Source organism: Microbacterium sp. MYb54 (assembly GCF_002979515.1).
Lineage (GTDB): Bacteria > Actinomycetota > Actinomycetes > Actinomycetales > Microbacteriaceae > Microbacterium.
The window spans coordinates 42,825-61,423 of sequence record NZ_PCPA01000020.1; the positions used below are offsets into that span (position 1 = coordinate 42,825).

The 18,599-nt window shown below is 68.7% G+C and carries 18 protein-coding genes; 10 read left to right on the forward strand and 8 right to left on the reverse strand.

The features are described 5' to 3' along the window. Positions 1–44: 44 nt before the first annotated feature. Positions 45–1,424 (reverse strand): MFS transporter, encoded by a 1,380-nt coding sequence (locus CQ040_RS16915; protein ID WP_105527990.1) that lies wholly within the window; start codon positions 1,422–1,424, stop codon positions 45–47. Between the two features lie 153 nt (positions 1,425–1,577). Here CQ040_RS16915 and CQ040_RS16920 point away from each other — a divergent pair, with 153 nt between their 5' ends. The 9 genes from CQ040_RS16920 (at position 1,578) to CQ040_RS16960 (ending at position 11,317) form a co-directional block, all read left to right on the forward strand. Beyond that, positions 1,578–3,047, forward strand: a complete 1,470-nt coding sequence (locus CQ040_RS16920; protein ID WP_105527989.1) for a fumarylacetoacetate hydrolase family protein — start codon at positions 1,578–1,580, stop codon at positions 3,045–3,047. Then, on the forward strand, positions 3,044–3,742 hold the full coding sequence (locus CQ040_RS16925) for a GntR family transcriptional regulator (RefSeq protein ID WP_105527988.1): 699 nt from the start codon (positions 3,044–3,046) through the stop codon (positions 3,740–3,742). Before CQ040_RS16920 ends, CQ040_RS16925 begins: the two co-directional genes overlap by 4 nt. Then, on the forward strand, positions 3,739–5,238 hold the full coding sequence (gene hpaE / locus CQ040_RS16930; protein WP_105527987.1) for a 5-carboxymethyl-2-hydroxymuconate semialdehyde dehydrogenase: 1,500 nt from the start codon (positions 3,739–3,741) through the stop codon (positions 5,236–5,238). The genes CQ040_RS16925 and hpaE overlap by 4 nt, the downstream gene beginning before the upstream one ends. A 93-nt stretch (positions 5,239–5,331) precedes the next feature. Further along, positions 5,332–6,495, forward strand: coding sequence for a 3,4-dihydroxyphenylacetate 2,3-dioxygenase (gene hpaD / locus CQ040_RS16935; protein ID WP_105527986.1), 1,164 nt, complete (start codon positions 5,332–5,334; stop codon positions 6,493–6,495). A gap of 26 nt (positions 6,496–6,521) precedes the next feature. Next, on the forward strand, positions 6,522–7,307 hold the full coding sequence (locus CQ040_RS16940) for a 2-keto-4-pentenoate hydratase (RefSeq protein ID WP_105527985.1): 786 nt from the start codon (positions 6,522–6,524) through the stop codon (positions 7,305–7,307). Beyond that, a complete protein-coding gene (locus CQ040_RS16945) occupies positions 7,292–8,092 on the forward strand; it encodes an HpcH/HpaI aldolase/citrate lyase family protein (RefSeq protein WP_105527984.1) in 801 nt (266 codons plus the stop codon). Before CQ040_RS16940 ends, CQ040_RS16945 begins: the two co-directional genes overlap by 16 nt. Before the next feature lie 114 nt (positions 8,093–8,206). After that, positions 8,207–9,436, forward strand: a complete 1,230-nt coding sequence (locus CQ040_RS16950) for an MFS transporter (RefSeq protein ID WP_105527983.1) — start codon at positions 8,207–8,209, stop codon at positions 9,434–9,436. A gap of 38 nt (positions 9,437–9,474) precedes the next feature. Next, entirely contained in the window at positions 9,475–10,197 is a 723-nt protein-coding gene (locus tag CQ040_RS16955) for a DUF6882 domain-containing protein (RefSeq protein ID WP_105527982.1), read from the forward strand. Positions 10,198–10,228: 31 nt separating this feature from the next. Continuing rightward, positions 10,229–11,317: an N-formylglutamate amidohydrolase gene (locus CQ040_RS16960; RefSeq protein WP_105527981.1), complete on the forward strand. Its 1,089-nt coding sequence runs from the start codon at positions 10,229–10,231 to the stop codon at positions 11,315–11,317. Between the two features lie 26 nt (positions 11,318–11,343). Here the strand turns inward: CQ040_RS16960 and CQ040_RS16965 are convergent, their stop codons facing one another. The 6 genes from CQ040_RS16965 to CQ040_RS16990 form a co-directional block, all read right to left on the reverse strand. Next, positions 11,344–12,132: an ABC transporter ATP-binding protein gene (locus tag CQ040_RS16965; RefSeq protein WP_105527980.1), complete on the reverse strand. Its 789-nt coding sequence runs from the start codon at positions 12,130–12,132 to the stop codon at positions 11,344–11,346. Continuing rightward, the gene (locus tag CQ040_RS16970) at positions 12,129–12,950 is read right to left on the reverse strand and encodes a siderophore-interacting protein (RefSeq protein ID WP_105527979.1); all 822 of its coding nucleotides are present in this window, start codon (positions 12,948–12,950) and stop codon (positions 12,129–12,131) included. The genes CQ040_RS16965 and CQ040_RS16970 overlap by 4 nt, the downstream gene beginning before the upstream one ends. Further along, entirely contained in the window at positions 12,950–13,972 is a 1,023-nt protein-coding gene (locus CQ040_RS16975; protein WP_105527978.1) for an iron chelate uptake ABC transporter family permease subunit, read from the reverse strand. The genes CQ040_RS16970 and CQ040_RS16975 overlap by 1 nt, the downstream gene beginning before the upstream one ends. Then, positions 13,969–15,009, reverse strand: a complete 1,041-nt coding sequence (locus tag CQ040_RS16980) for an iron ABC transporter permease (RefSeq protein ID WP_181157018.1) — start codon at positions 15,007–15,009, stop codon at positions 13,969–13,971. The genes CQ040_RS16975 and CQ040_RS16980 overlap by 4 nt, the downstream gene beginning before the upstream one ends. Further along, a complete protein-coding gene (locus tag CQ040_RS16985) occupies positions 15,006–15,998 on the reverse strand; it encodes an ABC transporter substrate-binding protein (RefSeq protein ID WP_105527976.1) in 993 nt (330 codons plus the stop codon). The genes CQ040_RS16980 and CQ040_RS16985 overlap by 4 nt, the downstream gene beginning before the upstream one ends. Before the next feature lie 85 nt (positions 15,999–16,083). Further along, positions 16,084–16,848 carry an AraC family transcriptional regulator gene (locus CQ040_RS16990; protein WP_181157019.1) on the reverse strand — a complete coding sequence of 255 codons (765 nt, stop codon included), beginning with the start codon at positions 16,846–16,848 and terminating at the stop codon, positions 16,084–16,086. Positions 16,849–16,981: 133 nt separating this feature from the next. Between CQ040_RS16990 and CQ040_RS16995 the strand changes: the two genes are divergently transcribed. Then, entirely contained in the window at positions 16,982–17,542 is a 561-nt protein-coding gene (locus CQ040_RS16995) for a hypothetical protein (RefSeq protein WP_105527974.1), read from the forward strand. An 84-nt stretch (positions 17,543–17,626) separates the two neighbouring features. Here CQ040_RS16995 and CQ040_RS17000 read toward each other — a convergent pair whose 3' ends face one another. Then, positions 17,627–18,505, reverse strand: coding sequence for a bifunctional methylenetetrahydrofolate dehydrogenase/methenyltetrahydrofolate cyclohydrolase (locus CQ040_RS17000; RefSeq protein ID WP_105527973.1), 879 nt, complete (start codon positions 18,503–18,505; stop codon positions 17,627–17,629). Positions 18,506–18,599 lie beyond the last annotated feature (94 nt).

Consider the following 18,599-nt stretch of genomic DNA (forward strand, 5'->3'; position numbering starts at 1 on the left):
GCGGACAGGAAGCGCGACGGGAGCAGGTCACGACGCGGAGGTGATCAGGCCTTCGCGAGTCCGTAGATCGGGCTGACGGACTGCTCCTCCTCGTGGTCGGGTCCGAGCGGGATGCCGGAGCGGTCGCGCAGCAGCAGCGTCGCGATGAGGCCGAGCACGGTCATGCCCGCGAGGTACCAGGTGACGGCCTGCGTCGACCCGGTCGCGCTGACGATGGCGGTGGCGATGGTCGGAGCGAAGGCCCCACCGGCGATGGCACCGATCGCGTACGAGATCGAGACGCCGGAGAAGCGGATGCTCGCGGGGAACAGCTCGGCGTACAGCGCGGCCTGCGGCCCGTACGTGAAGCCGAGGCCGATCGTGAGGATCGCGAGCCCGGCGAACAGCAGGCCGATCTCGCCGGTGTTGACCAGCGGGAACAGCGTGAACACACCGACCAGCTGCAGAGCCCAGCCGATGATGTACGTCGTGCGGCGGCCGATGCGGTCGGACAGCCAGCCGGCGAGCAGCGTCGTGAGCAACCAGGTGACCGCAGAGCCGGCGACGGCCCAGAGCACCGGACCGCGCTCGAGGCCGATCGGGCCCTCGGGGTTCGTGGCGTAGCCCTGGATGTAGCCACCGGTGGTCATGTAGCCGACCGCGTTGTTGCCGGCGAACACGAACGCGGCGATGATCACGAGCAGCAGGTGCTTGCGGAACAGCTGCGCGATCGGCATCCGCGCCTTCTCCTTGCGCGCGGCGAGCTCGGTGAAGACGGGGCTCTCCTCGACCTTGCGGCGCACGTAGTACCCGACGAGGATCAGCACGACGCTGAGCAGGAACGGCACTCGCCAGCCCCAGGCCGCGAACTGATCGCCGGGAGCGATCACCGTCATCAGCGCCATCACTCCGGAGGCGAGCAGGAGCCCGAGCGGCACGCCGATCTGCGGCGAGGCGCCGAAGATGCCGCGCTTCTTACGCGGGGCGTGCTCGACGGCCATCAGCACCGCCCCGCCCCACTCGCCGCCGGCCGAGATGCCCTGGATGATGCGCAGGAGCACCAGCAGGATCGGCGCCGTGATGCCGATCGTCTCGTACGTGGGCAGGAGGCCGATGAGCGCTGTGGCCGCACCCATCAGGATCAGCGTCCACATCAGCACGGTCTTGCGTCCGAGCTTGTCGCCGTAGTGGCCGGCGAGGAATGCGCCCAGTGGCCGGAAGAGGAAGCTCACCCCGACGGTGGCGAAGGCGATCAGGGCGCTGTTGGCCCCGAGCGGCTCGAAGAACAGCTGTCCGAACACGAGCCCGACGGCCGTCGCGTAGATGAAGAAGTCGTACCACTCGACGGTGGTGCCGACGACGGTGGCGAACACGACACGGCGCCGATCGGCCGTCGTCGCGATGGTTCCGGTGGGTGTGAACCCATCCTGTGACTGCCCGCTCATGGGGTGTCTCCTTTGGTTGTGACCGCATTGTCACGGCGTGCAGCGGAGCGGATCCGAAGTGCTTGCCGAGGGGTGAATCGATGATATATGATTTCGAATACGACGCACAAGGCGTCCGGAACGACATCGCAGACGAGCGCAAGGAGGCGCCCCGTGACGGCCCCCATCAACCGCCCCGGCAAGATCATCGCGATCCACCTGAGCTATGCCTCCCGTGCCGACCAGCGCGGCAGACGCCCCGCCAGCCCGTCCTACTTCTTCAAGCCGGCCAGCTCCGTCGGCGTCTCCGGCGGTACCGTGGAACGCCCAGCCGGCACCGAGCTTCTCGCCTTCGAGGGTGAGATCGCCCTCGTGATCGGCACCGCCGCGCGTCGCGTCTCGCTCGACGAGGCATGGGCACACGTGGGTGGGGTCACCGCCTCGAACGATCTCGGCCTGTACGACCTGCGCGCGAACGACAAGGGCTCGAACGTCCGCTCGAAAGGTGGCGACGGCTACACGCCGCTCGGCCCCGAGCTGATCGATGCTCGCACCGTCGACCCCGCAGCCCTTCGCGTGCGCACCTGGGTCAACGGAGAGCTCCGACAGGATGACACCACCGCCGGGCTCATCTTCCCGCTCGCGCAGCTCGTGGCCGACCTCTCCCAGCACTTCACGCTCGATCCCGGCGACGTGATCCTCACCGGCACCCCCGCAGGCTCATCGGTCATCGTCCCCGGCGACGTCGTCGAGGTCGAGGTCGATGCTCCTGATGCTCCCGGCGCCCCGACCTCAGGTCGTCTCGTCACCACGGTGACCCAGGGCGAAGCCCCCTTCGACGGCGACCTCGGTTCGCTGCCGGCCGTCGACGACTTGCAGCGCACCGAAGCCTGGGGCTCCCGCGAGGAAGCGGGCCTGCCTCCCGTCGAGAAGACTCCTGCCCTCTCCCCCGAACTGCGCGCCAAGCTCCTCGAAGCTCCGACGGCCGGGCTCTCGGCCCAGCTCCGCAAGCGCGGACACCACTCCTGCTTCATCGACGGAGTTTCGGTGAACATCCCCGGCAGCAAGATCGTCGGCACTGCGAAGACGCTGCGCTTCGTGCCGTTCCGCGAAGACCTCTTCAAGACCCACGGCGGCGGGTACAACGCGCAGAAGCGCGCATTCGACGCGGTGGAAGACGGCGAGATCATCGTCATCGAAGCCAGGGGCGACGCCACGACCGGCACCCTCGGCGACATCCTCGCCCTGCGCGCGAAGGTTCGCGGAGCGGCCGGCGTCGTCACCGACGGCGGGGTCCGCGACTTCGACGCGGTCGCCGAGATCGGTCTGCCCGTGTTCTCGCAGGGCGCGCACCCCTCGGTGCTCGGCCGCAAGCACGTGCCGTGGGACGTGGACGTCACGATCTCCTGCGGCGGCGCGACCGTGCAGCCGGGCGACATCATCGTCGGCGACAGCGATGGCGTGATCGTCATCCCTCCCGCCCTCGCGGAAGAGGTGGCAGCTGATGCCGTCGCACAGGAGATCGAAGACGCCTGGATCGCCGAGCAGGTCGCCGCCGGCCATCCGGTCGACGGCGTGTTCCCCCTGAACGCGGAGTGGCGCGCCCGCTACGAGGAAGCGACTGCCGACCGGAGCGCTCGATGACCACGACTGCGGCCAGCAAGTCCGAGGTCGCGTATGAGTGGATCCGCTCGCGCATCACCGGGCACATGTTCAGTCCCGGCTACCGGCTGGTACTGGGATCGATCGCGGAAGACCTGAAGATGAGCGTCGTCCCTGTGCGTGAGGCGATCCGCCGCCTCGAAGCCGAAGGCCTCGTGACGTTCGAGCGCAATGTCGGAGCGCGGGTGACCCTCGTCGACGAGAGTGAATACGCGCACACCATGCAGACGCTCGGCCTCGTCGAAGGCTGCGCCACCGCGCTCTCCGCTCCCCTGCTCGACGATGACGCCCTCGACGAGGCCGCCCGCATCAACGAGCGGATGGCGCAGATGCTCGACCATCTCGACGCCCACGCCTTCACCGAGCTCAACCGCCAGTTCCATTCGGTGCTGTTCGAGCCGTGCCCCAACCCTCATCTGCTCGACCTCGTGCACCGCGGCTGGTCGAGGCTCTCGGGAATCCGCGACACGACGTTCGCCTCGATCCCCGGACGCGCCCAGCACTCGGTCGAAGAGCACACCGAGATCCTCGAACTCATCCGCGCGGGCGCAGACCCGCTCGAGATCGAACTCGCCGCCCGCAACCACCGCTGGCGCACGATGGACGCGTTCCTCGACGCGCTGCACACCCGTTCTGCCCAGACGACTTCCGCACAGACGACCGGAGACCTCTCATGACCGATTCGCGCATCCCCGCCGACCTCCCCGACCACATCCAGCACTACATCGACGGCGCCTTCGTCGATTCCGTCGACGGCGACACCTTCGATGTGCTCGACCCGGTGACGAACCAGACCTACACGACCGCCGCCGCCGGCAAGAAGGCCGACATCGAGCTCGCCGTCGCAGCCGCCAAGCGCGCGTTCGACGAGGGCCCCTGGCCGCGGATGCTCCCTCGCGAGCGCTCGCGCGTGCTGCACAAGATCGCCGACATCGTCGAGTCCCGCGACGCGCGTCTGGCCGAGCTCGAGTCGTACGACTCCGGTCTCCCGATCACCCAGGCGCTGGGCCAGGCCCGCCGCGCCGCCGAGAACTTCCGTTTCTTCGCCGACCTGATCGTGGCCCAGTCCGACGACGCCTTCAAGGTGCCCGGCCGCCAGATGAACTACGTCAACCGCAAGCCGATCGGCGTCGCCGGCCTCATCACGCCGTGGAACACGCCCTTCATGCTCGAGTCCTGGAAGCTCGGTCCCGCGCTCGCCACCGGCAACACGGTCGTGCTCAAGCCCGCCGAGTTCACGCCGCTGTCGGCCTCGCTCTGGGCCGGCATCTTCGAAGAAGCAGGGCTCCCCCAGGGCGTCTTCAACCTCGTGAACGGCCTCGGCGAGGATGCGGGCGATGCTCTCGTGAAGCACCCCGACGTGCCGCTCATCTCCTTCACGGGCGAGAGCTCGACCGGGCAGCTGATCTTCGGCAACGCCGCCCCCTTCCTCAAGGGCCTGTCCATGGAGCTCGGCGGCAAGTCCCCGGCCGTGGTGTTCGCCGACGCCGACCTCGAAGCAGCCGTCGACGCCACGATCTTCGGCGTCTTCTCCCTCAACGGCGAGCGCTGCACCGCCGGTTCCCGCATCCTGGTCGAGCGCTCGATCTACGAGGAGTTCGTCGAGCGCTATGCCGCCCAGGCGAAGCGGGTCAAGGTCGGCTACCCGCACGACCCCGCCACCGAGGTCGGAGCGCTCGTGCACCCCGAGCACTACGCCAAGGTCATGAGCTACGTCGAGATCGGCAAGACCGAGGGTCGCCTGGTCGCCGGCGGCGGTCGCCCCGACGGCTTCGAGGAGGGCAACTTCGTCGAACCGACCGTGTTCGCCGACGTCTCCCCCGACGCCCGCATCTTCCAGGAGGAGATCTTCGGCCCGGTCGTCGCGATCACGCCGTTCGACTCCGATGAAGAGGCCCTGTCGCTCGCGAACAACACCAAGTACGGCCTCGCCGCCTACATCTGGACGAACGACCTCAAGCGCGCGCACAACTTCGCGCAGTCGGTCGAGGCGGGCATGGTGTGGCTGAACAGCAACAACGTGCGCGACCTCCGTACCCCCTTCGGCGGAGTGAAGGCTTCGGGCCTCGGTCATGAGGGCGGCTACCGTTCGATCGACTTCTACACCGACCAGCAGAGCGTGCACATCACGCTCGCGGCCCACTCCCACAACCCGACCTTCGGCAAGAACTGACCCCGCTGTCTCATTCCGGTCGCATTTGCTGTCGCTCTGCCGGCGCAGAAACGACAGCAAGTGCGACCGGAACCCTCACGCAAGGACGCTGACATGACACACCGCGAAGACATGACCCTGACATCCTCGGGCTTCTACGTATCCCAGGAAGCACCGATCCGTTCGGACAACCCGGTCGCGACGCCGCAGAGCTCGCCCCCGGACATCCTCCGCTGCGCGTACATGGAGCTCGTGGTCACCGACCTCGCGGCTTCCCGCCAGTTCTATGTCGATGTCCTCGGCCTGTACGTGACCACGGAGGACGACGAGGCGATCTACCTGCGTTCGACCGAGGAGTTCATCCACCACAACCTCGTGCTGCGCAAGGGGCCGATCGCCGCTGTCGCCGCCTTCTCCTACCGGGTCCGCACCCCGGAAGACCTCGACCGCGCCGTGGAGTTCTACACCGAGCTGGGCTGCGACGTGCGTCGTAACGAGAACGGCTTCGTCAAGGGCATCGGCGACTCGGTGCGCGTGGTCGACCCGCTCGGCTTCCCCTACGAGTTCTTCTACGCGACCGAGCACGTCGAGCGGATGTCGTGGCGCTACGACCTGCACATCCCCGGCGAGCTGGTGCGCCTCGACCACTTCAACCAGGTCACCCCCGATGTACCCCGCGCCGTGGGTTTCATGCAGGATCTCGGCTTCCGCGTCACGGAAGACATCCAGGACGAGGAGGGCACGGTCTATGCCGCCTGGATGCGCCGCAAGCCCACCGTGCACGACACCGCCATGACCGGCGGCGACGGCCCCCGCATGCACCACGTGTGCTTCGCGACGCACGAGAAGCACAACATCCTCGCGATCTGCGACAAGCTCGGTGCTCTCCGCCGCTCCGACTCGATCGAGCGCGGGCCCGGCCGTCACGGCGTCTCGAACGCGTTCTACCTCTACCTGCGCGACCCCGACGGACACCGCGTCGAGGTGTACACGCAGGACTACTACACCGGCGACCCCGACAACCCGGTCATCACGTGGGACGTGCACGACAACCAGCGCCGTGACTGGTGGGGAAACCCCGTGGTCCCCTCCTGGTACACGGATGCCTCGCTGGTGCTCGACCTCGACGGCAACCCGCAGCCGGTCGTCGCCCGCACCGATTCCAGCGAGATGGCGGTGACCATCGGCGCCGACGGCTTCTCGTACACGCGTTCCGACGACGACAAGGACATGCCCGAGTACAAGCAGGGCGAGTACAAGCTCGGCCACCAGCTCTAGGTCGTAGTGAAACATAGGAGGAACGGATGCTGTCAGCAGAGACGATCACGCAGATCGCGGCGGAGCTCGCGGAGGCCGACCGCACGCATGCGGTGATCCCGCGCATCACGGCACGATATCCGGAGGCGACGGTCGAGGACTCGTACGCGATCCAGGGCGTCTGGCGAGACTCGCAGACCGCCGCAGGGCGCCGGCTCGTCGGGCGCAAGATCGGTCTGACGTCGAAGGCTATGCAGCAGGCGACCGGCATCTCCGAGCCCGACTACGGCGTGATGTTCGACGACACCGTCTACGAGTCCGGTGCCGCGATCCCCGTCGACCACTTCTCGAACGTGCGCATCGAGGTCGAACTGGCGTTCGTGTTGAAGAGCCCGCTGGAGGGCCCGGACTGCACCCTCGAGGATGCTCTCGCGGCGATCGACTACGCGGTGCCGGCACTCGAAGTGCTGAACTCGCACATCGAGCTCGAGGGGCGCACCATCGTCGACACGATCAGCGACAACGCCGCCTACGGGGCGATGGTGCTCGGCTCGGTGCACAAGCGCCCGGACGAGATCGATCTGCGCTGGGTTCCGGGGGTCCTCTCCCGCAACGGCGAGATCGAGGAGACCGGTGTCGCGGCCGGCGTACTCGGTCATCCGGCCACCGGGGTCGCGTGGCTCGCGAACAAGTTCCACCAGCACGGCGCGCGTCTCGAGGCCGGGGAGATCATCCTGGCAGGATCGTTCACGCGCCCTATGTGGGTGTCGCGCGGCGATGAAGTGCTGTGCGATTACGGACCGATGGGAACAATTGCATGCCGCTTCGTCTAGCCCCCTCGTTCCGCGAGCAGCTCGCGGACTCCGATCGTCCGTTCGTCGGCATGTGGGCGTGCACCGGCAGCCCGCTGCTCGCCGAGGTCGCCGCGGGGTCGGGCCTGGATTGGCTCCTGATCGACATGGAGCATTCAGCCAACACGCTCGAATCCGTGCTCGTGCAGCTTCAGGCGGTCGCCGCGTACCCGATCGCTCCGCTCGTGCGGGTGCCGTCGAATGACACCGTCGCGATCAAGCAGATCCTCGACCTCGGGGCGCAGAACCTGATCGTGCCGATGGTGTCGTCGGCCGACGAGGCCCGTGCCGCCGTCGCCGCCACCCGCTACCCGCCGGAGGGCGTGCGCGGAGTGGGCAGCGCTCTGGCGCGCAGCGCCCGCTGGAACCGCGTCGATCGCTACCTGCAGGAGTCCGCGCAGCACATCTCCCTCACCGTGCAGATCGAGACGGCCGCCGGCGTCGAAGCCGCAGCTGACATCGCCGCGGTCGACGGCATCGACGCGGTGTTCGTCGGCCCCTCCGACCTGTCCGCGTCGATGGGTCTGCTCGGTCAGCAGACCCATCCCGACGTCACTGCCGCGGTCGAGAAGGTCTTCGCCGCGGTCAAGGCCGCGGGCAAGGCCGTCGGTGTGAATGCGTTCGACCCGACCGCAGCCGACGCCTACCTCGCAGCGGGTGCCGACTTCGTGGCGGTCGGCGCGGATGTCGCCCTGCTCGCCCGAGCATCCGAAGCCCTCGCCGCCCGGTTCATCTCCGCCGACGGAACGTCCCGCGCCAGCTACTGACCCTTTCGAATCGCGCAACTGGTCGTATTTCCGGCCCCGAAGCGACCATCTGCGCGATTCGAAGGGTCATGCCCCGTGGCAGGATGGCCGGATGCACTGGAGTGAGGTCGTGAGGTGAGCCGCGGGCTCGCCGCGATGCAGGACCGCAACTTCCGCTGGTTCTTCCTGGCCCGTGCGATCACGATGATCGCGGGTTCGATGTCGTCGATCGCCCTCGCGTTCGCGGTACTGGAGATCGACAACGACGCCCGGTCGCTGTCCTTCGTGCTGGCAGCCTTCACCGTGAGCAACATCGTCTTCGTGCTGTTCGGCGGGGTGATCGCCGACCGCCTGCCGCGGGCGCTGATCATCCAGGCCTGCTACGTGGTCGACATCCTCTCGATCGGCACGATCGCGGCGCTCCTGTTCACCGGCAACGCCACGATCCCGCTGCTCGTGGTGCTCTCGATCGTGAACGGGGCCTCGACCGCGTTCGTGCTGCCCGCGATGCAGGGCATCATCCCGCAGCTGACGACGCCAGAGCATCTGCAGCAGGCGAACGCGATGCTGTCGTTCGTGCGCTCTGCTGTGACGATCGGCGGTCCGATCATCGCGGGCATCCTGGTGGCGACGGCCGGTCCCGCGTGGGCGATGGTGGTGCAGGCTGTCGGCTGGGTGATCGCTATCCCGGTGCTGGCTCTCGTGAAGCTCCCTCCCCCGTCGCACGCGGGCGGCACCACGATGTTCCACGACCTCCGCATCGGCTGGCGGGAGTTCTGGAGTCGACCGTGGCTCTGGACGATCGTGCTGGCCTTCATGGTCATGAACGCCATCCACGTCGGCGCGTGGGGCGTCGTGGGTCCCTACATCGCCAAGAACAACGACCTGCTCGGCATCACCGGCTGGGGGTGGGTCGTCAGCGCCGAGGGCGCGGGCGTGCTGCTGATGACGCTGCTGCTCATGTGGTTCCCGCTGCGACGACCGCTGCGCTACGGCATGATCGGCATGGCGGCGTTCGCGATCCCGGTGACGATCCTCGGCCTCCATCCCGCCATCGTCCTGCTCGCCATGGCCGCGTTCATCGCTGGTGCGGGCGCCGAGGTCTTCAGCACCGGCTGGAACCTCGCGATGATGGAGAACATCCCGGGCGAGAAGCTGTCCAGGGTGTCCAGCTACGACATGCTCGGCAGCTTCGTCGTGATGCCGATCGGCACCCTGATCTACGGGTGGCTGATCACGTATGCGGATCCCGCGACCGTGCTCGTGACCTCCGGCGCCATCTACGCGGTGATCGCGTTGATCACCCTGCTGGTGCCGAGCGTATGGCGGATGGGGCGCCCCGAGCCCGCGGCGATCCGCGCCTGAACTAGCGGATTCATAGCATCGACCGCGAGACTGTCGGCATGACCTTCGCCGCGCTCCAGCCCCTCGCCGACCGTGCCGCCCTCTTCGTCGCACTCCGTCAGGACGCTCTCTCCGCCGCCGCCGACACCCTCGGCGAGCACCACTGGGATGCGGACCTGGCCGCGGGCACCCTCACCTTCACGGCCGACGCCGATCCGACGCGCCAGCTCGTGGCCCGCGCACACCTGATCGCGACGATCGCGCCGGGCCCACGCTCGGTCCTGTGGGCGTGGGCGCACCCGAGCGGAGATCCTCAGGGCGTCGCGGCGCAGCTGCACGCCTACGGTAGCGAGCACGGCATCTCCGAGCTGACCACAGCCGAGGTCCCGTTCCCCGCCGAGGTCGCAGGCGACGACGAATGGATCGCCCAGGCCGCGCACACGGTCGGCGGCGTCGCGGTCGAACTCACCGGACGCTCCCCGTACTACTCTGCTCCGGTCGGCAACGGAACCCGCGCCGTGTTCCTGCTCGACGCGCCGCTCGCCCCTCTCACGGTGGCGGATGCCGTCATCGCGCTGCCCCGGGTGCTCTCCGGCGCGAACCTCCCCGACGCGCGCACCGCGGTCTGGGATCTGGCGCGGCTCGCGGGCTGGACCCTCACCTGGACGGACGAGGCTTTCTCCGGCGCCACGGTGTCTGACGCCAGCGGCACGGCGACGTTCCGCTTCGACGAGCAGGCCCGCATCAGCGGCATCGAGAGCACGCTGCACCCACAGGGCTGACCCCGTCGAGGGCCGCGGCTAGCATGAGCGCATGAGCGACCTCGACCTCATTCCCGCAGGGCACACCTTCACCGCGCAGGAGATCACGGTCTTCGCCGACAGCGAGCATCGCACGCTCGACGAGGCGATCGCCGAGGCCGATGTCCTGGTGAGCTGTCCGCACGCCGGCGCGCGCATCCCTGAAGAACTCGTGCCGTTCCTCTCCCCTGCGCTGACGAGACGGATGCAGTACGACTTCACCGACGTCGCCACCGACGCGATCGTGCGGGAGTGGGCTCGGAACGACCGCCGCATCGTCGCGGTCATCAACCCGCATCCACGCCTGGTGCGCGATCCCAACCGTGCCCGTCCGGCCGACATCGCCGCCGACCTGACGACGGCCATCGAGCGCACCCGCGCCGCCGGGCCCTGGCAGAAGGTCGACCTGTCAGGAGTGGATGCGATCCGCCCGGTGACCTTCTCGTTCTTCCCGATCCTCGAGGTGCCGACCGACGATGCAGAGCGCGACCGCCTCGTGCACACGTTCGTCGAGGTCGGCGAGCGCGGGCTGGGCGTCTACGAGCGCACGAGGGATGACCTGACCGAGCGGTTCGTGGCCGAGAAGCTCCGCACGGGCGGGCGGTTCACGCGATTGTCTTTCCACGACACCATGAACACCACGACCACGAGCGACGGTGCGGTCAACGTCGCCAGGGCCCCGGAAGACCGGCTCCCCGCTGTCGTCGCCCTCTCCAACCGCGGCGACACCCGCGGCGACGAGCGCGACCCCGCAGACCCGCCGACGATGGATCCTGAGCGTCTTCGTGCGCTCGCCGATGCCCATCGTGCCGGGTTCCGCGTCGATCGGCCGGACGCCGTGGCTCTGAACACTCCGTACCTCGGCAGCCAGGAGATCCGTGCAGCAGGGGCCCGGTTCCGAGAGCTCGCCCCGCAGGCCGCAGGGGCCGCGCTCACACTCGACGCGGTGCAGGCCGAGTTCCTGCGCGAGTATCTGCTCGGGCCGGCTGCTGTCGAAGAGCTGCATCGGCCGGGGACGGACTGGATCCGAGAAGACCCCGCCCACGTGCACGATGTCGCCGAGGCGTGTCAGCGTGCGTGGGACCTGTACCGGGCGCTCTGAGCGACGTCGTCGACCGCCTCAGACCCTCAGCGTCGGCGGGGCACGACCATCGGCGTCCCGGTTTCCGGGTCGGGGATGACGGTGCAGTCGAGGTCGAACACCCGAGCCATCACCTCGGGCGTGAGCACCTCGTCCGGAGCGCCCGTGCTGAGGATCGCACCATCGCGCATCGCGACGATCCGATCCGCGTACCGAGCTGCCTGGTTGAGGTCGTGCAGCACGGCGACGACGGTCGTCCCCTGCTCACGGTTGATCGCCCGGAACAGGTCGAGCATGTCCAACTGGTGCGTGATGTCGAGGAAGGTCGTCGGCTCGTCCAGGAGCAGCACATCCGTCTCCTGCGCGAGCGCCATGGCCAGCCAGACCCGCTGACGCTGTCCGCCGGAGAGTTCGTCCACGGGTCGATCCACCAGGTCCTGCACGGCGGTGCGCTCCATCGCGCGGCGCACGGCCTGCTCGTCGGACGGGCTCCAGCCCGAGAAGGCGCGGCGGTGCGGGTAACGGCCTCGGGCGATGAGATCCGCCACCCGCATGCCGTCCGGCGCCTCGGCCGACTGGCCGAGCAGGCCGAGCTCCCGCGCCAGCTCCTTCGCACCTCGTGTGCGGATGTCGTGTCCGTCGAGGAGCACCGACCCGGCCAGCGCCGGGAGCAGCCGCGCGATCGTGCGCAGCAGCGTCGACTTCCCGCAGGCGTTCGGCCCGATGATCGCGACGAAGGAGCCCCGCTCGATCGTCAGGTCGAGGTCGACCGAGATCGGCCGTCCGTGCGGGTATCCGGCGGAGAGACCGCGGATCTCGAACGTCGCCTCGGTCACAGTCCGTTCCTCGTCAGCAGCTCGTCGACCAGGTCCCGCTGGGTCTCGTCGTCTTCCCCGTTCTCCCAGATCGCGGTGATCCGCTCCTCGAGCTCAGGGCGGCGGGTGAACTCGGCGGCCCAGCGCTCCTCGTCGCGCCGCCAGTAGCCCATGGTCATGTACCGCGCAGTCGGCCAGCCGAGCGTGTGGCGCACATGCCGGCGCACGTCGCGCATGACCGTCGCCTCACCGGAGAACCAGAGGTAGGTCGTGTCCGGGGCGACCGCGGTCTCGGCGACGACGTGATCGAGCATCTCGTCGCTGCGAACCCAGCGCAGCGTGTCATCCTGCCGGATCGGCAGATCCTGACGGTCTCGGGCGTCGTCGACCGACACGATCACGCACGCCGGCGGGTCTGTCACGGTGCGCTCATCGAGGATGCGCCCGATGGCAGGAAGGGCCGTTGCATCGCCGACGAGAAGCACGCGATCCGTCCCCTCAGGCGGATGGAAGTGTCCGCGTGGAGCATCGAACGCCACGCGATCCCCGTGGCGAGCCTCGCGCGCCCAGCGGGTAGCCGGACCGTGCGCGTGCACGACGAAGTCGATGTCGAGCTCGTCGGACTCGGGCCGCCAGTCGCGCACCGAGTAGTAGCGCTTCGCCTCTTCCCCGTCGACCGTCGAGAGCCACAGGCCGAAGAACTCATCCGGCCGCCCGCTCGACACGAACCGCCCGCCGCTGTCCGTGTGGGCATCGCGGAGAGTGATCCGCAGCATGTTCGGGGTGACGACCGTGCGGGCCACCACTTCGGCGGTGTAGACGGGGGCATCGGTGCGCATCAGCGCCTCCTTCGGTTCGCGCCGGAGAGCATCCAGGCGAGGTACAGTCCGCCGATCCCGATCGTGACGAGTCCGGTGGGAAGCATGGTGGGGGCGAACAGCCGCATGGCGAGCAGATCGCTGAACACGAGGAGCACGGCGCCCGTCATGGCAGATGCCGCGAACGGCATCGGTCCGCTGCGCCACAGCCGTCGCGCGATCTGCGGCGCGGCGAGCGCGACGAACGCGATCGGTCCGGCCGCCGCGATCGTGAGGGCGAGGAGCACGACGCCGACGAGCATGGCCGACAGACGCAGGCGCACCGGCCGCACCCCCAGGGAGGCGGCGCGGTCCTCCCCCAGCTCGTACAGGGTCAGTGCGGGCCGCAGCGCGGCGATGGCGAGGGCGCCGAGCGCGAGCGCGACGAGGATCACCGGCATCCATCGGCCGTCGATGCCGTTGAGGGAGCCGGCACCCCAGATCGCGGCGCTCCGCGACACCACATCGTCGGCGGCGAGCTCGATCATGGTGTTCGCGGCTCCCAGCATGGCCGTGAGAGCGATGCCCACGATGATGAGGCGGGTTCCGGTGGCACCGCGCCAGGCCACGAGCGCGAACACCAGAGCCGCCGACAGGATGCCGCCGCCGATCGAACCGGCGGTGAGGGCGAGAGTGCTCGCCGATCCGCCGACGATCACGATCAAGGCCCCGGTGTACGCACCGGCGGAGAAGCCCAGGATGTCGGGGCTCCCCAGCGGGTTGCGGGTGACGACTTGGAACAGGGCGCCGGACAGCGCGAGCATCGCCCCGATGGCGGCCCCCAGCACGACCCGAGGAAGTCGCCAGCCGAGGACGACCAGCCGTGTTCCGCTCTCGCCACCACCGAACAGTACCGAGACCACGTCGGGCACCGACACCGCGGCTTCACCGAGAGTGAGACCCGCAATGCCCAGGACCACGAGGACGACGGCGGAGCAGACCCAGATCACGACGCGACGCCGACGCGTGGCAGCGGGTGCGGCGACGACCGAATCCGCGATCACGACGGTGCTCCGTCAGCCTGCACACGCCGTGACAGCACGAGCGCGACGAGCACCGGCGCCCCGAGGAACGCGGTCACCACGCCCACCGGGATCGAGCGCGGGGCGATCAGGACCCCGCCGAGCACATCGGCGAACAGCAGCAGGATGGGACCGGCGAGCACGCTGTAGATCAGGAGCCTCCGGGTGTCGGGTCCGAACACCGCCCGCAGCGCGTGCGGCACGAGCAGCCCGACGAAGGCGATCGGTCCGGCGGCTGCGGTCGCCGCCCCGCAGAGCACGGCGATCGCGATGAATCCGCCGATCCGCACGGCACCGACCCGACCGCCGAGTGCGCGAGCAGTGTCCTCACCGAGCGCCAGGAGCCCGATCCCCGGTGCGATCGCGACGACGAGGAGCAGTCCCCCGGCGATCACGATCAGCGTCAACGTGGCCGCTTCGAGCGAGCGCCCGCCGAGAGCTCCCGCTCCCCACAGACGCATCGCCTGATACGACGCGGGGTCGATCAGGCTGAGTGCCGCGGTCGCCGCGGAGAGCACCGCGGCGACCGCGACCCCGGTGAGTGCGAGGCGCCCGATCGACGCGCCGCGCCCTACCCCGCCGATGAGGGCGACGAGAGCGCTGGCGATCGCAGCCCCCGCGAACGCGAACCACATCGTGGAGCCGAAGTCCCCGATACCCAGCACCACGATCGCCACTGCGACCGCCAGCGACGCCCCGGCGTTGACACCGAGCAGTCCCGGTTCCGCGAGCGGGTTGCGGGTCAGCGTCTGCATGATGACGCCTGCCACCGCCAGCGCGCTGCCCGCCGCGACACCGATGAACGTGCGCGGCAGACGCACATCTCGCACGATCAGGTCGGCTTCCGTGCCCGTGGGTGCCGCGAGCGCCGAGAAGAGCTCATCGAACGTCAGCGTGCGCGGCCCGACCGCGATGCTGATCCCGATCGCGGCGATCAGCAGGAGGAGGACGACCGGGAGGATGACCGCATCGGACGGACGACGGACACGCCGCCGACCGTCCGTGACGCTTCCGGTCACTTCGAGAGCGGCTCGAGCACCTCGGTGGTGAGCTCGTCGATCCAGCCCTCCGCGCTCCGGTAATCGGTGACGCCCGTCACGAGGCCGTAGACGTGACCGGACTTTGCGATGTCGAGCTGCTGGAACAGGCTGCTGTCGATGACCTCCTGGATCGCCGGCATCTTGCTGCCGTCCGGGTTCGCGTAGGTGAGGCCGACCGTCACACCGTCGAGGATGGTGCCGATCTGCTCCAGCGAGAACGAGGCGTATCCGAAGCCGCCCTCATCATCCAGAGGGATGCCTTCGCCGTAGGTGAGCCCCATCTCGTTCACGATGAGGTTTCCGGTGGAACCGGTCGGCAGCTGGATGGAGAACTGTCCCGCCTCGTCACCGAGTGAGAAGTTCGCCCAGGTGTTCGCAGCGATGACGTCGGCGTACTGCTCCTTCACCTCGTCGCGGCGCGCCTCGTACGAGGTCTTCGCCTCTTCCCAGGTGTCGTGCGCGCCGAGCGCAGACGCCAGGTCTTCGGTCAGCGACTGCCAGTCGCCTCGCTCGTCCCCGCCGACGATCACGGTGGGCGCGATCTCGTTGAGCCGGGCGAAGGTCGCTTCGTCCACCTCGTAGGCATCGCCGACGATGACGTCGGGTGCGGCGCCGGCGAGCGCTTCGAAGTTGATCTCCCCGTAGGTGCCGACCTTCTGGGCGTCGGCGATGTAGGCCTGCTGCTCGTCGGTGTAGCCGTCGATCCACTGGGTGTAGTCGATCGCGGCGACCACGGGGAGATCGAGCGACATGACCTGCCACGGGGTGTCGTACGAGATGGCGGCGACGCGCTCGGGGTCGGTGGGAACGGTGACCTTGCCATAGACGGTGTCGACCACGTGGGTGTCCCCGCCGGCGGAGCCGTCGCCGGAGGAGGACCCGGCGGCAGAGGCGCAGGCGGTGACGGCGAAGAGCGGGACGATGATGGCTGCTGCGAGCGCGGCTCGCAGGCGCGGTGATGGGCGCACGGGATCTCCAATTAAGGCAAGGGTTACCTAATTATGTCGCCCTCGCCTGCCCGGTTCGATGGAGATAGTTGTGTCGATCGGTCGACTATGCGCGTGGATCGGTCACGGAGCCGTGTGTGCGGGCGAACGTCCGTGGTGCGACTCCGGTGCGTCGCCGGAACGCGGCCGAGAACGCGGCGAGGGATTCGAATCCGACCGCCCGTGCGGTGCGACCCACCTCCGTGCCGTTCGCGAGCAGCGACATCGCGAGGTGCAGTCGCAGTTCGGACCTCCACCGGGAGAACGCCATCCCCGTCTCGGCTGAGAACTGGCGCATGAACGTGCGGACACTCACCGCGGACTGCACCGCCCAGGCGTCGACGGTGCGTCGATCGGCCGGATCGGCGATGAGAGCATCCGTCACCGCGCGCAACCACGGGCTCGCCGGCGTGGGCAGGCCCACCTCCGCCTCTCGCGAGTCGGCGAGCAGGTCGAGCGCGAAGGCCTCGGCACGGGCGCGGCGGACCGGATCCGTATAGCGGCCGAGTTCCACGAGCACCTGATCCAGCAGCGGCGGCACCCGCGTGACGACGACACGCGTGGTGAGAGCGGCACCGGCGTCGGGTTCGAACCAGGTGCACCGCATGCTGTTCCCCGGCACCGCCGTCACCTCGTGCATGACGCCGGCAGGGATCCAGACGCTGGTCCCCCGCGGAGCGATGAACACGGCGTCCGGCGTGACGACCGTCACCGACCGCGTGATCGCCGAGAGCAGCTCATGGTCGTCGTGAGAGTGGGCCTCCCAGTGGGCACCCTCGGCGGTCGTCAGGATGTCGATCGAGTCCAGCAGCGGATCGAGGTCGAGCGTCATGACGGCTCCAGACGGAGAAGGGAAAGCGGATGGGCGCCGGGCATCAGTGTACGACCGGCGATCACGCGCAACCGCCGCTGCCCCACGAGAACCGAGGGTGCACCGCCACGCGGCGATGTGGGACTCTGGACGCATGAAGAACGGAATCGTCCGGTTCGCCGCGCTCTATGTGTTCAACGTCGCAGTGCTGCTCCTGATCGGCCTGCTGCTGCCGGGCGTCTCCGTCGGATGGAACGCGCTGTGGGCGTCGGTCATCCTGACCCTCGCGGCCCTCTTCGTGAAGCCTCTGCTCGCCGGCGCCTTCCGGAAATCCGCCGCGAAGTCGGCCGCCGAGCGCACGAAGACGGGCGAGAAGATCGTGCAGTACGTCCTCGTGTACCTCGTCGAGGTCATCATCTGGATCCTCACGGTCTGGCTGAGCGGAGTGCGCGCCTCCGGCTTCTGGGCTTTCGTGCTGCCGCCGCTGGCGCTGGTGCTCGGCTGGATGATCTACGACCAGATCGACGACAGGATGCGGCGCAAAGCCGCAGAGATCTACGACTCCGTGCACGCACGCGTGAAGGGCGGCGACGCGAAGCCCGCATCCGCAGCCACCGCCACCGCACCGGAGTCGGCGCAGACGACCGCCGCCCGTGACGAGCTCAGCGATGGCCTGACACCCGAGCAACGCCGGATGCTCGACGAACTCGGCTGAGCCGGCTCCTCCGACCTCCGGAAACACGGAAGGCGCCCATCTTCAGGATGGGCGCCTTCTTGTGCAGTGGGCGAAAACGCGTCGTCAGACGAGCCGCTCCGCCGCTTCCACGACATTGGTCATCAGCAGCGCGACCGTCATCGGGCCGACGCCGCCCGGATTCGGTGAGAGGTACCCGGCGATATCCGCGACGTCAGGGGCGACGTCGCCGAACACCAGGCTCTTGCCGGTTTCCTGGTCGGTCTCGCGCGTGACCCCGACGTCGAGCACGGCTGCTCCGGGCTTGACGTCTTCGGCGCGGATCAGGTGCTTCACACCGGCGGCGGCGACGATCACGTCGGCCTCGCGCAGGTAGCGCGGCATGTCGACCGTGCCGGTGTGGGTCAGAGTCACCGTGGCGTTCAGGTCGCGACGCGTGAGCAGCAGCCCGATCGTGCGACCGATCGTGACACCGCGACCGACCACGACGACGTGCTTGCCCTTGAGGTCGTAGTCGTTGCGCAGCAGCAGCTCGATGACACCGCGCGGGGTGCACGGCAGCGGGGTGTCGATCGGGCCGTTGACGTTGAGCACGAGTCGGCCGAGGTTGGTCGGGTGCAGGCCGTCGGCATCCTTCGCCGGGTCGATGCGCTCCAGGATCGCGTCCGTGTCGAGGTGCTTCGGCAGCGGAAGCTGCACGATGTAGCCGTGGCACGCGGGGTCGGCGTTGAGCTCGTCGATCAGCGCCTCTACGTCGGACTGTGTGGCATCGGCCGGCAGTTCGCGCTGGATCGAGTTCATCCCGATCGCCTCGGACTGTCGATGCTTCATACCCACGTAGAGCTGCGATGCCGGGTCAGCACCCACGAGCACTGTCGCGATGCCCGGCGTGATCCCCTTGCTCTTCAGCGCGGCGACGCGTTCGGTGAGCTCGGCTCGGATCGCGGCGGACGCCGCCTTCCCATCGAGGATCTTCGCGGTCATTGTCCTTCTTTTCCTTAGGTCGTGAGTCCCCCTTGTGCCATGCACTCCGCGGTCACCCGCCGAGTGCACGGCTTCTCGTCGAGTGCACGGCTTG